Genomic DNA, 15,577 nt, shown 5'->3' with positions numbered 1-15,577 from the left:
ATGGGGCGTAACCATCCAGTTTGCCAGTCCGGTTCGGATGGAGCGGCTCCAGGGTCATCTGTTGAGATCTTCTCGGCATACCCCGACCTGCTGACACCCGCGCATATTTCGGAACTGACCGGGTTCACGGTTGAGTACGTGCGAAAGCTCTGTCGAGAGCACAAGATCCCCGCCGTGCAGGTGGGCGGCAGACAGTGGTTCGTGCCGAAGCCGCGATTCGTTGAGTATGTGATGGGCGGTGGCGCATGACGGGAAACGACGAGCGCAGACAGATGGCGCTCCAGCTCGCGGACCATCACGGATTTGCAGTGTTCACGCTTGCTGCCTGTGCGAAGGAGCCACATAAGGGCTCGCATGGCTTCAAAGATGCGACCAGCAATGCAGCTATCATCGAGGCGATGTTCGCCGCTCACCCTGACAGCAATATTGCTGTTGCCTGTGGTTCCGTCTCCGGCAACATTGGCGTCATCGACCTGGACGTAGCTGAGGACGGGTCCTTCGACGGGCGTGAGGAGCTTGCTGAATGGCAAACGGAACACGGTAAGTTCCCAGATACAGCGAGCGCGGTGACGGGCAGAGGCGGAACCCACCTCTACTATCGATTCCCTGATGGAGCGCCAGACTCCTACAAGAACGAGAACTCGCACGTGGACTTCCGTGGTGAGAAGGGCTATGTCATGCTTCCCGGATCGATTCATCCCAACGGACGGGAGGTCTTTTGGGATGTGAGCCCCGACGAGTGTGAGATAGCAGATGCAGACGAGAACGTGCTTGCTTTTGTGATGCAGCATCGCCCCGGTACTGACGGAGCGATGGCAATCACGGAGGGCGAGAAGGCGCGGAAAGCACCATTCAGGCTGCCTGAGAAGCTTCACGAGGGCGCGCGAGATGAGACAATCTACCGCTTTGCATGCTCGATGAACTCGAAGTGCACGCCGAAGGACGTCGCGCTTGCGGCTGCCCGCGCATATAACGAGAGCCACTGTGTGCCGTCCTTGCCGGACTCGATCATCGTCCAGAAGGTTAACAGTGCCTATCGTCATCCGCCTGGAACGTCATGGAGAGGTTCCGTCGATGACGGAGGCGTTAAGACAATCAGCGGGGAGAGCATATGGAGCAACCCCCATCTCGAAGCCAAGATCAACAAGGACGGAGACTGTGTTGGTTTCTATGCCCCTACCGTGCCGGCTCTCGCTTGGTGGATGCAGGAAGACCCCGGCCTTAAGGGGGTGCGTCTAGAGCGTATGAGCCAGCAGGTGGTGGCTGAGGATGGGCTCCCATGGGCAGCAGAGACAAAGCTCTGGCGTCCGGTTGACGATGACTACCTCTTCGCGCGCATGCAGGAGCGCTACAAGTTTGATGGGAGATCGCTCGTACGCTCGGATAAGAACGTGTTTGCGGCCTTCTCGATCTTTTCGGATGGCAGGAGCTTCGACGCCCTTACCGATATGCTCGATGCGCTGCCAAAGTGGGACGGGACTCCCAGGAAGGATCTTCTGCTTGTTGAGTGTCTGGGCGCGGAGGACACTCCATACGTTCGGGCGGTGACGGCGCTCCTGCTGAGAGCAGCTGTCGCGCGTGCGTATCAGCCAGGTTGTAAGTATGACTACATGGTCGTTCTGCAGGGACCGCAGGGAATCGGCAAGTCGACCCTCCTGCGCCGGCTTGCGATGCGCGACGAGCTCTTCGTGGACGATGTGAAGAACATCGGGACCAAGGAGGCGCAGGAGCTTATTCAGGGGCGCTGGTTTGTGGAGCTTGCTGAGCTGGCAGCGTTCAAGGGCAGGCAGGTCGAGACCCTGAAGTCGTTCATCACGAGTCAGACCGACAGCTATCGAGTCCCCTATGCCAAGCGACCGGTGCAGCTGCCGAGGCGTTGCGTGCTCGTGGGCACAACCAACCTAGGCGAGTACCTGGAGGACCCAACGGGCAACCGACGCTTCATGCCGGTTCGTTGCGGAAGAAGGGCGGCTCGGGACATCTTCGCGCCGGACTTCGCTGAGTACGTTCAGCAGGTGTGGGCAGAAGTGCTCGCAGACTATCGCGCGAATCCCAACTGCGGCCTCGTGCTTCCGAGGTCGGTAGAGAGCGAAGCTAATGCCATGCGTGAGCGTGCGACCACTGAGGATCCGTGGATAGGGCTTGTCGGAAGATACCTGTTGAGAAAAAAGCAGGGAGAGCCCGTGTGCACGATGCAGATTCTTGTCGAGGCCATCCAGATACCCCGCGAGGGCGTGAAGAAGGGGGACAACATGCGCGTTTCAAACATCATCACTCGCTGCTTCCCCGAATGGAAGCGCTGCCCGAGCAATCGCATCGTAGAAGGCTATGGCTCGCAGCGGGCTTTTGTTCTCAAGACCCCAGAAGAGCTTGAGACTGAGCGTAATGGTGTTCAGGGACGTTTGCCGGGTGTTTGACGTGTTGGGCTGCGGAAACGAACACCCTAAACACCTGAACACCTCATTGTGGAGTGTCGGGGATGATGGTGGGGAGAGAGGCCCTGTAGGAGTGCGAGGGGTAATCCTGAGTTTGTCGAGCTCCGGTGTTCAAGGTGTTTTCTCGCTGGTCAGACGCGCGAACACTGTGGACACCTCGAGTAGTTTTCCAGCAGTGGTGTTTTTCGTGGGCGATGATGCGGCGTGAGCGTGTGGACAACTGGACAGAATGACGTGATCCGCGAGCTGGGGCATCGGGGAGCCGCTGCCGTGCGCGAGGAGATCCGCCGGCGCTACGGCGTGGAACGGAGCGTCCGTGCCATCGAGATGCAGGCATCGCGGATTCACGCGAGTCTAAGAGTGCTCTCGGTGTGCCCGCAGTGTGGAGCAGTCGGGGTACGCCTGAACCGCCAGAGTGGGATGTGCCCACGCTGCACGGAGGAAGCGCACGTTGCCGAGGAGAGGGCGTTCAACGAGATTCTGCGCCGCGAGGCCGAAGGGTGCGAGGAGGGACCGGAGATTGAGGCTGCGCGCCGGGAGTATGCGCGGCTACGGCAGCAGAACTCGCGGCTCATGCGCAAATTTGGGCTCAAGGGTAAGCGGGAGCGAGAGTGACGCGACACAATCTCACGTAGGGTGTGGGGTTACGACCGAGCTTCAGGAAGCGCCACCGTGAGGGTGGCCAGAGACTTGTCGAGGCCTCGCATCCGCGCGCGGCCCTCTCCTCCATTCTTTGTGACATCTCCGGACAATGAGCCTGTACGAATGTGAATTTGTCACGGAGGGAGGTGCCCGGCATGAGGGCAAAGCTCACCGAGGAGCTGATTCAGCAGATGGCCTCGCTCAAGGGCGATGGCCTCTCAAACAAGGATATCTGCCGGGCGGTGGGCATTCACGAGGCAACGCTGTACCGCTGGCTCTCCAAGCCGAGCGGGAGGCTGCATCGCGCGTTAGGCGAGTCGCTAAAAAAGGCAGAAGCTGACTACAAGCGGACGCTGCTCACCACCATCCGCGAGGCGGCTACCAAGAAAAACGGCCAGTGGACGGCGGCCGCGTGGCTCCTGGAGCGCAAGTACCCCGACGAGTATGCACAGGCAACCCGCGACAAGGGCGAGCGCGCCGAGGCGGCCCCGCAGATCGTGCTCGGCGTGGCCGTGGGCGCGGCGAAGCCGGGGGCCGATGAGGGTGAGGACGTCGATGATTAGCGCCGCCGACCTCTGTATCCCGCGCTTCCACGACGTGCTCGGTGACGTCATGGCGCATGGGCATACGCACTACTGGTTGCACGGAGGCCGAGGGAGCACGAAGTCGAGCTTCATCAGCCTGTGCATCGTTCTTCTCGTTGTGGCTTTTCCCTATGCGAACGCCTGTGTGGTGCGGCGCTTCTCCAACACGCTGCGCGACTCGGTGTACCAGCAGGTGCTCTGGGCGATCGAGGCGCTGGGGCTCTCGGCGTACTTCAAGGCGAAGCTCTCTCCGATGGAGATCGTCTACCTGCCCACGGGGCAGCGCATCGTGTTCCGCGGGGCGGATGACCCACTCAAGCTCAAGGGCGTAAAGTTCACGCGCGGATACTGCGCCATCACGTGGTTCGAGGAGCTTGACCAGTTCGACGGCATCGAGGCGGTTCGCTCGATACTCAACTCGCTGCGTCGCGGTGGTGAGGACTTCTGGATCTTCTACTCCTACAACCCGCCCAAGACGATGTGGAGCTGGGTGAACGTTGAGTGCATCGAGCGGAAGCGGCGGGCGGACACGCTCGTCAGACACTCGTCATACCTCGACGTGGTGGAGACGCGCCCGGGATGGCTCGGCGCGCCCTTCGTCGAGGAGGCGGAGTACCTGCGCGAGGAGAACGAGCGCGCGTGGCGCTGGGAATACCTCGGCGAGGTGACCGGGACGGGCGGAGCGGTCTTCGACAACATCGTGGAGGCGAGGCTGACCGACGAGCGTGTACGAGGTTTCGAGCGCATTCGCAACGGCGTGGACTGGGGTTGGTTCCCCGACCCGTGGCGCTTCGTGCGCTGCGGCTGGGAGCCGGACGCGCGCAGACTCACGGTCTTCGAGGAACACTCGGCAAACAAAATGATGCCTGCCGACACGGGGCGCATCGTGGTGGACGCGCTCACCTATGCCGACGAGCCGGGCGCGGAGCCCTACTTCCACGACCAGATGGTGTGGTGCGACGACACTCCCGACTCGAAGGTGCAGATGGCAACCTGGCGGCGCGAGCTCGGCATCCGCGTACACCCTGCGAGGAAGGCGCGGATGCGGAGGCTCTCCTATGACTGGCTTGCTGGTCTGAGGGAGATCGTCATCGACCCCGCGTGTTGCCCGAGGACGTTCGAGGAGTTCACCTGCAAGGAGTTCCTGCGCGACCGCGACGGGCGCTGGATTGACGAGATTCCCGACGGTGATGACCACTCCATCGACGCAGTTCGCTACGCGATGATGGATGACGTGCTGAGAGGGTGAGGGACGTGCTTCTCGGCATATTCAGCTGCCAACTGAAAACGCGAGGTAGCGGACGTTCTTCTCGCCAGTTTAAACGCGGGGAGGACGGACGATGCGATGTGCCGTTGATGGGCGGGCGGGATTCTCGGCATCAAAAGCTAAAGCCTGAGGGGCATGAAGGGGCTGTGCGGAAGCGTGTGACGGAAGTAGCGCGTTCTTCTCGCCAAGCGAATGAAAAGGAACGAAGGCTGGACGGGCTGCCAGGAGAGCCGGTTGGATGCGGGCGATGGAGGGCGATGTAGATGGCACAGACGTACGAGGAGGAGTACTGGGTGCCCGAGCACGTGCGGGAGTACCTGCGGGCGCTCGGGTTCGCGCTGCCGCTCGAGGCGATGGAGCCGCACATACGCGCGTGGCACGAGTGGATGCAGGCGTGTGGCTCGTTCTACGACTACAAGGACACCGACGGCGTTGGGCGCATGTACGAGGTGCACAGGCGCTCGATTCATCCGGCAATGCGGGTGTGCCGGGAGTGGGGGTCGCTGCTGCTGAACGACAAGACGCAGGTGGTGTGCGGGACGCAGGAGTGCACGGACTGGCTCGAGGGGTTTCTCGCCCAAAGCGGCTTCATGGCGGCGGCACAGGCAACCGTGGTCAAGGCATTTGGCATGGGGACGGGCGCGTGGGCGCTCTGGGTGGACGCGGATGCGGGGAGCGTGCGCATTAGGCACTACGACGCACGCATGGTGATACCGCTCACGTGGGACGAGGAGGGCGTGACGGAGTGCGCGTTCGTCACGCGGGCGTTCTGGCGGGGGCGCGCGGTCGACCAGCTGCAGATGCACCTCAAGGGTGCTGGGACGGACTTCTCGGCCGCTTTGTCCTTCTCGCCTAATGAGAGCGTGGGGAGGGGCGGTTATCGGATCGTCACGGTGTGCTTTGACGAGCACGGCAACGAGGTCGCGCCTGCGGGCGTGTGCCCCGTGTACGAGACGGGCTCTCCCTATCCCACCTTCGCCATCGTGAAGCCGGCCGTGGACAATACGCGCGTGGACATGAGCCCGTACGGGCAGAGCGTGTTCGCGGATGCGGTGGACGCGATCCAGGCGGTGGACCTCGCCTTCGACGCGATGATCTCCGAGGTGGACAATGGCAAGATGCGTGTGTTCCTCAGTGACGTGATGTTCGACCAGGAGACGGACGGTAAGAGTAGGAAGGTCTCGATACCGTTCGGGCGGCAGGACTGCACCGTGTTCAGGAAGGTCATGAGCACGGAGGACACGATTCAGGAGTTTGCGCCGGCGCTTCGGACCGACGCGCAGGTGAGGGCGTTCAGGTGTGCGCTGCAAATGCTCGGTGACCTGACGGGCTTTGGCCTGGGGTACTTCGACTTCGACGGCGCCGGATACGTGAAGACCGCCACGGAGGTCTCGGCTGACAACTCGGCGCTCATGCGTAACATCCGCAGGCACGAGCACGCGTTGGAGGGTGCGATCGCGGGCATCTGCAGGGCCGTTATGGCGGCGTCGCGCTCGCTCGGCGTGGGGCTCCCTGATGAGGGCGAGGTGCGCGTCACGTTTGATGACAGCATCATCACGGACACGAGTGCCGAGAAGCGACAGGACATGGCGGAGGTGGCCTCGGGCCTCATGAACGCGTGGGAGTACCGCGCCAAGTGGTACGGCGAAGATGAGGAGACCGCGAGGAGTCTCGCGGACACGGGCGGTTCTGGCGTCGGCCGTCCCCGTGCCTTCGGGGCGAACTCGGCGGGTGCGGCCTTGGACGAATAGCGATGGGCGTCGTGGCAGTGGAGCGCCGTCATGCAGGCTCGTACGGCTTCGTATGGGTCGGTGGCGTGCTTGCCGGCCTGGACGCCGTGGCGCTGCTGTGCGGGCGTCCTTGGCCTTCTGAGCGGCGCTTGCGGGCAGTCGGAGCCGATCCGCGCTTGCGCGGATGACGGGCATGCGTGAGACTCTCGGAGCCGTTGCGCGCGCGGGCCGGTGGTCTCGCGAGTAGGTACGCCGCCCGCCCTGGACGGCTGACCGGTTGCGTGCGGACAACCCGCATGCGGCAGCAGACCGGACGGCCGTGCGCAGGGTGCGCGCCGCTGGACGGGCGCGGCACGCGGCTGACATGGCGCCAGTTATCCTTGCATTAGGCCTTGGGCGCATACCGTGCGTGGCTGAACCCGAACATGCGGAGGCAGACCGCGCAGCGGGCTGCCGGAGCCGCGGTGAAGACGCGTGCGGTATGCGCCCAAGGGCGTCCTGGTTGACTTACACGCGCCATGGCTGACGCGTGGCGCGAACGGCCCGGCAGCGCACCCGGAGCGCGGGCGGCCGGGATGCGGTCGATCATCGTCAACGTAGCACGCGGCCGGGCAGGCGGCCAGGACTGGCGGCGGGAAAGCGTCCAACGGTTGACATGCTGGGTCGTTGTGCTTTCTGCAATGTGTGGGATGTGGTCGGAATGACGAAGACTGGTGTTAGCTGGCGTCGCGAGCTCTCGTTCTTCTCGTTTTTCTAGGCTCCAAAGTCGATGCTTTAGCCATTGTTTGATGGGCTGTTACTGATACGGGAGATTGCGCGTTGGTGGATTGACGTGCCTCGGGCCACGCGTGGCGCATGGTAAAATCTTCTGCTTGCAAGGAAAGGCATTACAACGGACGGTGCAACAGCATCGGGCAGAAAGGGCAGGTCGGCGCGTGTCTGCGAATCAGGTACAGAGCAAAAGCATCACTGCTGTGGACCTCTTCTCTGGCTGCGGTGGCATGTCCCTCGGCTTCGAGAACGCTGGGTTCGAGGTGCTTGCCGCCTTCGACAACTGGACACCAGCTGTCGAGGTGTATCGCAAGAACTTCTCTCATCCCGTTTATCAGAGAGACCTGAGCGAGGAGTCGGTTGTGAGGGAAATTGCCTCCCTAGAACCGGATGCCATTATCGGTGGACCACCTTGCCAGGATTTCTCGCAGGCCGGAAAGCGTTCCGAGGATGGGGGCAGGGCTGTCCTAACGGTCAGGTATGGCGAGATTATTGCACAGTGTCTGCCTCGCATCATCGTTATGGAGAACGTTCCTCGCGTACGCATGAGCAAGGCGATGAATCAGATTCGCGGCATTCTGAAAGAGTGCGGCTATGGCCTCACTGGGCGCGTACTTGATGCAAGCCGCTGCGGCGTTCCGCAGGCAAGAAAGCGGTTCATCCTGGTTGGGTGCCTTGGGGCTGAGGATGACTTTCTGGGTGCGGCTCTCGACGAGGGGCTTTCTGGCCGCCAGATGACAATTCGCGACTACCTTGGTGACAGCCTGGGAACCGAATATTACTTCCGTATTCCTCGCAGCTACGATCGTCGGGCAATCTTCAGCATAGATGAGCCCGCTATGACCGTTCGGGGTGTCGATAGGCCGATTCCTCCCAACTACAAGCTGCATCCGAATGACGCTGCGCCATTGAGCGAGGCGCGCTGTCTGACTCCAAAAGAACGAAGCCTTCTTCAAACGTTCCCCGAAAGCTTCGAATTCTTTGGCTCGAAGACCGACGTCAATCAGATGGTCGGCAACGCCGTGCCCGTAAAGATGGCTGAGTATGTCGCGCGCGCGATTATCAAATACCTGGGAGGTGCCCCGCATGAGATGCGTTGATTTGTTTGCTGGATGCGGCGGGCTCTCCCTGGGGTTCCAAAACGCCGGCTTTGATATCGTCGCTGCCTACGACCGATGGGAAGCTGCCGTCAACATCTATCGGGAGAACTTTGATCACCCTATATTCGAGGCGGATCTCTACAAGGATGAAACGCTCGATAATATCGCTGGGTACAAGCCGGATATCATCATCGGTGGTCCGCCCTGCCAGGATTTCTCTATAGCAGGTGCACGAAACAGGGGCGAGCGGGCTAATCTTACTGTTCGATACGCGAAAATAATCGCCGAGATCAAGCCCGAGTGGTTCGTGATGGAGAACGTTTACAACATCGAGCGCATGGATGTTCTACCCGAGGCGCTCGCCATATTCAAAGATGCAGGGTACGGGCTGACTAAGCGCGTTTTGAATGCGAGTCTCTGTGGTGTCCCGCAGATCCGTAGGCGCTTTTTCCTTATCGGACACCTTGGCGATCAGGATGACTTCCTCGGAGAGCTTCTCGATTCGCGGCTTGCAAAAAAGCAGATGACGGTGAGGGATTACCTTGGTGATAGCCTGGGAACCCAGTACTACTATCTTCATCCACGTAACTTCAATCGCCGTGGAGTATTCTCGATAGATGAGCCGGCAGTTACTGTCCGTGGTACAAACAGGCCCATCCCGCCTTCGTACAAGAGACATCCTGCCGACAAGGCGGATATTTCCGATGGCGTAAGGGCTCTGACGTACAAGGAGCGAAGCTATCTGCAGACGTTTCCGGAGTCTTTTGTCTTCACTGGGTCTAAGACTGACATCGAGCAGGCAATAGGCAATGCTGTCCCGGTTAAACTTGCAGAGTACGTTGCTGGGTGCATAAGGGATTACGCGAGTAGTTAAGAGTGGTGAATGCGATGTCCTTCCGAGAAATGTGGAACCTCAGCTATCCGATAGACGATGATGCGCTTGATCAAAGTGCTCTCAGCGTTCGCGGAAGGACGACGAGTGGGGCCGGGCAATTCGAGCTTGCGGGCGTAGGATTCGCTGCGGACGGCTCACGGGTGCGGGCTCGCGATATCGTGGACCACTCCATCAGCTTTGAGGTGCTGATACGAGGGACCAGTCGAACGATTTGCATCGATGAGCGTTATCCCGTTCGAGAGGTTGGCGGAAAGGTCAGAATCAATGTTCAGGATAGTTCTGGAGTAAGGCCGAATATCGGAAATCTATTCGCCGTCCTGTTTCTCCTGCCCGATGTAAGCCAGGTTGGCAAGGCGTCTGAACTGGATGAAAAAGGCCTTTCTGACAAGGCGTACTGGATTGACGCAATCAGCGTTACGGTGGCCGATTCCAGCTCCGACACGTTTGTTCTCAGGCCTACGCGATTTGTGTTCGCCACTGCAAATAAAGATAACCCCGGTCAGTTCTCTGCGGCGATGGCGTTCGATTTCGACGAGCGCCTTGCCGCGATTCTTGCCATATGTCGCAAGGGAATGGATATTGCTGCCGGAGGTGTGCCGGCAGCGCTGAAATACTATTCAGACGTATTTGAGGGGCGCGCTCGCTTCGAGCACAATGTTGCCAGCGCTATGCGCAGGGTAATCGTTGACTACCTTGAGTCCTCTCAGGACGTTCAGTATCAGGCTGGAGATGATCCGCTCGCTGCGTTGCAGAAGCTAGTTGATGCTAGGCCAGAAGAGCAAGGCATCTCCCATGTCGAGCCTGTTTTGAGCGCAAGTGTCCCCGAGCCTCGCAACCTCATCTTCTTTGGGGCTCCTGGTACGGGCAAGTCGTACCGGCTCGCACGGCAGGCGGAGAAGTATTTCGACAAGAGGAACGTCAGGCGCGTCACCTTCCACCCCGACTACACCTACGCTCAGTTCGTGGGCTGCTACAAGCCGGTCACGACGATGCGCACGGTGACCGATGAAGATGGAACCGAGAGCACCCAGAGCGAGATCAGCTACGGTTTCGTTCCGGGGCCGTTCCTGGAGACATACATCGCTGCGGTGCAGAACCCCGGCACGAACTACTTGCTTGTCGTTGAGGAGATCAATCGCGCGAACCCGGCGGCCGCGTTCGGTGACGTGTTCCAGCTGCTTGACCGCGACTCCGACGGTCGCAGCGAGTACGAGATTGCTGCGCCGCGCGAGATGCGCGAGTACCTGCGCGTGTTCCTACCGGAGTACGCCACGACTGCGTATATCCAAGACCCGGAGCGGTTACTCTCCGAACAGCTGCGTCTCAGGGACGAGGCGGAGCGGCTGTCGTTGCCGCCCAACATGTTCATCTGGGCAACCATGAACAGCGCGGATCAGGGCGTCTTCCCGATGGACACCGCTTTCAAGCGTCGCTGGGACTTCCGCTACATGGGCATAGACAAGGGCTCGGACAAGATCGCCGGCTACGCCGTGCCGGTCGGGACGCCCGCGCGCATGGTGAGCTGGGACGCTTTGAGGCGTGGCATCAACCAGGTGCTGCTCAATGCGGGCGTGAACGAGGACAAGCTGCTCGGGCCGTTCTTCATCTCGCCCGCGAGGCTCGCTGATCCCGACGGCTTCACTCAGATTTTCAAGGACAAGGTGCTGCTCTACCTCTTCGAGGATGCCGCCAAAACCAAGGCTTCGAAGGTGTTCTCTCACGAAGGCCGTGCGACGTACTCGGATGTTTGCGAGGACTTCGAGAGTTTTGGAGAGCTGGCGTTCAGGGGTATGCGCGAGTTGCCGTCCTTCTCGCCGGCCAATGTGAGCGATACTGAGTTGCTTGAGTCTGGCGAGGTTGCGGGCGCTGCGGAGGAGCCGGTTGCCGACGGTGCGGAGTAGCGCTATGCGTACGGTCTACATTCGCGAGCGTTCGTTCCACTCGCCAGTGAGTCTCGCGCGGACGCTCGGCATCGGGCTGGATGACGCTGACCGCTACATCGCCCTTCTGTGCGCGCACGGCGTGCTTCGGTTGAGGACGGGTGACGAGCCGAAAGAGTACGATCCGCTTGGAGGGAGCGCGCCGCGCGGGACCTATCAGTTCGTCTACGTGGGCCTTGCCCTAGTGGAGAGCGTCTGCATTGTCGTGTACCCGAAGTATCTGCCCGAGATTGACCCGAAGCGCCCCGATGACGCCACGTGCGCAGCTATGAGTCAGGTGTTCAGGGTGCTTCGCAAGAGCGGTGGAAGCTACGCCAGCATTGCCGCCGCGACTGAGGAGGGCATGGGGGCGAACGACCGCCTGGCGCTCATGCTCTCGCTGCTCGAGATGTATGACGAGTATGGCGTCTACTCTAACTACGTGCGCACCATTGCGGACAACGGGTCGGGCAACATCAGCTGGGAGCGCACCATCGCGGCGAACCTTCCCTTCGTGCGGGATGGGCGTCCCATCTACTTTGACTACAAGACCGTGGAGACTGACGCCGACGCCTCTGACTTCGTAACGCGACTGCACCGCGCGGTGCTTACGGAGTGCTCGCGCTTCATGCAGGAGAGCGGGCTGGCTCAGCTGCTGGCGCTCGACGAGGTGTGGCTGAGCGATTCCTCCGTGGCGGACTTTGGGGACGCCGACTTCGTGGCGTACCGGCTGGAGTGCGAGCGGGCGGTGCAGTTCGTCACGTGGAAGCAGGACGTAATCGACCTCCTCGTGCGCTATGTGCGCGACGAGGGCATGTCTGCGACGTCGGACGCGCCTCTGTGCCTGGGGACGTCAAGCTTCCATCACGTGTGGGAGACGGCGTGCAAGGTCGCGTTCGGTGACGTGCTGGCCGTTCGACTGGGGGAGCTGGGGATTGAGCTGGCTCCGCCGTTCGCGGGGATGGCGGAAAAGCGGCTTATCGATGTCATCCCGAGACCGGAGTGGGCTGCATTAGGCGCCGGCGAGGAGCGGGCGTGCGGCGAGGTTGCGACGCTGATCCCGGACATCGTGACGGTGCGAGGTGCCGGCGGGCGCGCCGCCGCCGGGGGCGGGACGTTCGCCATCCTCGACGCCAAGTACTACACGCCGCTGCTGGGCGAGCGTGTTGGCGGCGTGCCGGGCGTGGAGTCGGTGACCAAGCAGTTCCTGTATCAGGCCGCGTACCGCAACTTTATGCTCGCGCACGGGTTCTCCAGGGTGGTGAACGCGTTTCTCGTGCCGTCGTGCGGTGACGCCGTTGAGCATCTGGGGCGCGTGCGCTTTCCCGGCGTGATCGCTGCCGAGGAGTCACCGTTCTCGAACGAGGTGGAGCTGTACGCGCTGCCGGCGGAGTCAGTGTTCGACGCCTATGTGGGCGGGCGGGAGTTGGACGCCGCGCGCCTTGCTGAGGTGATTGGCTAGGCGGGGGCGTGCCTGTCGGTTTTGGTGGCCGCATCAGCCGATGCGTCTGCGGTGGTTTCCTCGCTGTTCTCGTCAACTATGACCCACGTCCATGAGCCGGCTCCTATGGGGTACAGGTGCCGTCCGTCGATGTCTGTGCCGGGGAAGGTCTCGGTGAGGTCGGGATCGTAGGTGGTGCTGAAGGCGTCTGACTCCTCGTCGTAGACGAGCGAATCGTCGAACTCGGGCAGCCACGCAGCCATGCGCTCGACCTCGGCGCGCTCGAAGTAGGGGCACGCCCATCCGTTCCACTCCTCGGCGGGGTCGAGGTAGGCGCGGTGGACGCACTCGGGGCGGTCTTCGAGGTCGGCTATGGCTACGCGGTGGGGTTGCATGGGCGGCTCCTGGAGACGGTTGGCTTGCGTTCCTATCACTTTACCTGGCTCGTTAGCAGATTGCCTTATAGACCAACCATGGCTCTAACTTGGTTTGTTAGACGAATGTTCTGATGCCAGAAGTTGTACTGTTCAAGCTGCTGAGGCACTTCGTTATACAGTTCGGATTGTTTGGTGGAATCGCGGAGTGTAATGATGACGCAGTAGTCTTGGCTGAGCGGTAAACCATTCCTGTCTGCGTTGCGTTCCGTTTGGTGGCGATAGGTTCCCTTCAAGTGCAGGAACCAGAGACGTCCTGCGGCCACTTTCTCCCTGTTGCTTTTCGTAAGATCAGCGAGATCTATTGCATACTTCTTTACCGGTGAATACTTGCCCTTGTATTGAATGAGCATTCGTTCGCGAAGAGCAAAATCCGTACCGCCCTCCCTGAGTCGTGGCTTGCTATAAAACGTCCGGTTCAGCAGGTTGAGAGAGTCCTTTCGCCCTATAGGGTTGAGAATGCCGTTTTGTGTGGTGTCTCGCTCCTCCTTGAAATCGTACGTTCCGAACGCAATCTCAACATCTGACTGGCAATACTCACCACCTTGGCCGATTGCTCTGATTGGAGATAGCGCGGCAGTGAGAATAACCTGCCCTGTGTAGTATCCATCGCGTATGAGCGAAGGCGGCATCGGGAAGTCCTTGATATCAATGACCTGCCCTCTTGGAAGTTTGCCCCTAAGAATGAGCGTTGAAGAATAGATGTCATCCGACAGAATCGATCTGATGTTGCCCGGTATACCGAAGCCCATCTCCTGCACCCGCTCGTCTGCGGGAATTAATGTATCCCCAGGGAAGGAAGCGGAATGTGTGATAAGGGCTTTTACAAGCAACGGGTCAAAATCTCCGCCTATGGCCTGTTGAAGGTTCGCTGCGAGGGCGGCGACGCGTGGAGTAGAGAAGCTTGTACCCACATTTCCTGCAGGGCCACCATCAACGCCAAACGAGTGAACTTCCGAGCGCGTGATGCCTGAAGGGGTCCATCCCGCATTGCCACCGTAGTGGCAGACCTCAGGCTTGATGATGTATTCGGGGCCTGGCCCCTTGCGAGAAAACGGCGAGGCCTGGCCTATCTCGGCTGCGTCATGGATGTCTTTTTCATGAGCGGCAGACCCAACGGTTAAGGCTCGGATGGAATCGGCACCTACCAGCAGTTTCCCTTTAGCACCGTCGTATGAGAGCTCGCAGTTTCCCGCAGATTTGCAGATGAGCACGCCGTACTCGTCCTGAATGTCATCTAGAGCCATTCCGAACTCGGAATACTCGTGCTCACTAACCTCTTTGTTGAAGCTGAGCGAAAGGTTCCAGACCTTCACCCTCTCATGCATTGCACCGATGATGGTGCGGATGGAGTCGACCATCTCCAACTCATCGACGTCTCCGTCACCGGGCATTACCGCAGCGTCAACAAGGCGAGCGGGCAGTCCGCCAACCCAGTCCTTCTGCTCAAGCCCGTCACCGTATGCCGCAATTCCTGCAACGAACGTCCCATGGGCTTTATCCAAATCGGTGTCGATATAAGGAGACACTCGCTTACCCAGAAGCCATGGGGAAAGATGAGGAATCTCCTCGATCCCGCTGTCAAGTATGCCGATGAGCGGATAGTCCACTCCCGGATTGGGTGACTGTATTCCGGGAATAGCGAGTCCAGACGCGCCGTCAAGCGTGGCAACACATCTTGGCATCGGGCGAATGAAAAACAGTGTCTCGCCTGCCGCTCCGTCTACCACCGCCTTGACCTGATCGGTGCTCGCATGGATGCGATACACCGTCAAACCCTTTGCATACTCCAGCTTCTTGTGCGGGATGCCGAGCTTCCCGAGTTGTTCTTCGAAGATTTCGGCATACGGGGAGCTTTCCTCCTCGAAGTCTAGTAGGCGGACCTTATACACGTCTTTATCGATTTCCATTTCGATTGTGGGGTGGAACCTCTCGATTGAGTCGATGCATGACAGCGCCATGTCGTAGCGCTCGTAATCTTCAAGGCGCGTTTGTATCGTCTGCAACTGCTCGTTGCCCCAGGCGCGGACAATGAGGCTCTTGCTTCCGCGCATCCCCATGACGCGGGACGCTCCGTCGGCCCCGTCCACCTCGAACATGTCTGTTATCGCTCTGCGTTTCGACTTGGCGGTATCGCGCTTGTCTAGAGTCACTTCGTAGACGTAGGGCAAGTCGGGATTGTGCTGAGCGTCGGCATAACTTTCAACGAAATCGCTCACGAGGGCGTGCGATTTATTAACAAGGTCATCTCCTGTAAGGACCCACTTTGGCTTTTCCTTCTGTCCGCGACCCTCAACTCGCTCCTCATCGATAGAGCGCTGACGAAACACCGTTATGGGCAGAAAGTCATCAGGCATTG

Annotated in this window: 12 protein-coding genes; 10 read left to right on the top strand and 2 right to left on the bottom strand. The window is 60.2% G+C overall.

The features are described from left to right. The 10 genes from B5F85_RS02800 to B5F85_RS02755 all read left to right on the top strand — a co-directional run bounded on the left by B5F85_RS02800 (position 1) and on the right by B5F85_RS02755 (position 12,805). The gene (locus B5F85_RS02800) at positions 1-249 is read left to right on the top strand and encodes a helix-turn-helix domain-containing protein (protein WP_087314196.1); all 249 of its coding nucleotides are present in this window, start codon (positions 1-3) and stop codon (positions 247-249) included. Further along, positions 246-2,417 carry a VapE domain-containing protein gene (locus tag B5F85_RS02795; protein WP_087314194.1) on the top strand — a complete coding sequence of 724 codons (2,172 nt, stop codon included), beginning with the start codon at positions 246-248 and terminating at the stop codon, positions 2,415-2,417. Before B5F85_RS02800 ends, B5F85_RS02795 begins: the two co-directional genes overlap by 4 nt. A gap of 288 nt (positions 2,418-2,705) precedes the next feature. After that, a complete protein-coding gene (locus B5F85_RS02790; RefSeq protein ID WP_239378276.1) occupies positions 2,706-3,050 on the top strand; it encodes a hypothetical protein in 345 nt (114 codons plus the stop codon). 182 nt (positions 3,051-3,232) lie between these two features. Continuing rightward, complete coding sequence (locus B5F85_RS02785; RefSeq protein WP_087314190.1) at positions 3,233-3,640, top strand: transposase; 408 nt, start codon at positions 3,233-3,235, stop codon at positions 3,638-3,640. Then, positions 3,633-4,910, top strand: a complete 1,278-nt coding sequence (locus B5F85_RS02780) for a phage terminase large subunit (protein WP_087314188.1) — start codon at positions 3,633-3,635, stop codon at positions 4,908-4,910. Before B5F85_RS02785 ends, B5F85_RS02780 begins: the two co-directional genes overlap by 8 nt. Before the next feature lie 281 nt (positions 4,911-5,191). After that, a complete protein-coding gene (locus B5F85_RS02775) occupies positions 5,192-6,679 on the top strand; it encodes a hypothetical protein (protein WP_239386620.1) in 1,488 nt (495 codons plus the stop codon). Between the two features lie 914 nt (positions 6,680-7,593). After that, positions 7,594-8,529, top strand: a complete 936-nt coding sequence (locus B5F85_RS02770) for a DNA cytosine methyltransferase (RefSeq protein ID WP_087314186.1) — start codon at positions 7,594-7,596, stop codon at positions 8,527-8,529. Beyond that, positions 8,516-9,403: a DNA cytosine methyltransferase gene (locus B5F85_RS02765; RefSeq protein ID WP_087314184.1), complete on the top strand. Its 888-nt coding sequence runs from the start codon at positions 8,516-8,518 to the stop codon at positions 9,401-9,403. Before B5F85_RS02770 ends, B5F85_RS02765 begins: the two co-directional genes overlap by 14 nt. Before the next feature lie 14 nt (positions 9,404-9,417). Further along, positions 9,418-11,325 (top strand): AAA family ATPase, encoded by a 1,908-nt coding sequence (locus B5F85_RS02760; RefSeq protein ID WP_239386618.1) that lies wholly within the window; start codon positions 9,418-9,420, stop codon positions 11,323-11,325. Positions 11,326-11,329: 4 nt separating this feature from the next. After that, positions 11,330-12,805 (top strand): LlaJI family restriction endonuclease, encoded by a 1,476-nt coding sequence (locus B5F85_RS02755; protein ID WP_239386616.1) that lies wholly within the window; start codon positions 11,330-11,332, stop codon positions 12,803-12,805. Here the strand turns inward: B5F85_RS02755 and B5F85_RS02750 are convergent. Further along, positions 12,802-13,179 carry a hypothetical protein gene (locus B5F85_RS02750; protein WP_087314180.1) on the bottom strand — a complete coding sequence of 126 codons (378 nt, stop codon included), beginning with the start codon at positions 13,177-13,179 and terminating at the stop codon, positions 12,802-12,804. The genes B5F85_RS02755 and B5F85_RS02750 overlap by 4 nt on opposite strands. Before the next feature lie 65 nt (positions 13,180-13,244). Then, complete coding sequence (locus B5F85_RS02745; RefSeq protein WP_087314179.1) at positions 13,245-15,575, bottom strand: S8 family peptidase; 2,331 nt, start codon at positions 15,573-15,575, stop codon at positions 13,245-13,247. Positions 15,576-15,577: the final 2 nt, after the last annotated feature.

The organism is Olsenella sp. An293 (assembly GCF_002159495.1).
Classification (GTDB): domain Bacteria; phylum Actinomycetota; class Coriobacteriia; order Coriobacteriales; family Atopobiaceae; genus Thermophilibacter.
Note: the sequence above shows the minus strand (reverse complement) of the source record. Positions and strands in the feature narration are given on the sequence as shown.

What these genes read in the sequence shown, in the direction of transcription:
- B5F85_RS02775 (WP_239386620.1), top strand. Translation starts at nt 5,192, where the DNA reads ATGGCACAGACGTACGAGGAGGAGTACTGGGTGCCCGAGCACGTGCGG.
- B5F85_RS02750 (WP_087314180.1), bottom strand. Translation starts at nt 13,179, where the DNA reads ATGCAACCCCACCGCGTAGCCATAGCCGACCTCGAAGACCGCCCCGAG.
- B5F85_RS02780 (WP_087314188.1), top strand. Translation starts at nt 3,633, where the DNA reads ATGATTAGCGCCGCCGACCTCTGTATCCCGCGCTTCCACGACGTGCTC.
- B5F85_RS02765 (WP_087314184.1), top strand. Translation starts at nt 8,516, where the DNA reads ATGAGATGCGTTGATTTGTTTGCTGGATGCGGCGGGCTCTCCCTGGGG.
- B5F85_RS02760 (WP_239386618.1), top strand. Translation starts at nt 9,418, where the DNA reads ATGTCCTTCCGAGAAATGTGGAACCTCAGCTATCCGATAGACGATGAT.
- B5F85_RS02785 (WP_087314190.1), top strand. Translation starts at nt 3,233, where the DNA reads ATGAGGGCAAAGCTCACCGAGGAGCTGATTCAGCAGATGGCCTCGCTC.
- B5F85_RS02755 (WP_239386616.1), top strand. Translation starts at nt 11,330, where the DNA reads ATGCGTACGGTCTACATTCGCGAGCGTTCGTTCCACTCGCCAGTGAGT.
- B5F85_RS02795 (WP_087314194.1), top strand. Translation starts at nt 246, where the DNA reads ATGACGGGAAACGACGAGCGCAGACAGATGGCGCTCCAGCTCGCGGAC.
- B5F85_RS02745 (WP_087314179.1), bottom strand. Translation starts at nt 15,575, where the DNA reads ATGCCTGATGACTTTCTGCCCATAACGGTGTTTCGTCAGCGCTCTATC.
- B5F85_RS02800 (WP_087314196.1), top strand. Translation starts at nt 1, where the DNA reads ATGGGGCGTAACCATCCAGTTTGCCAGTCCGGTTCGGATGGAGCGGCT.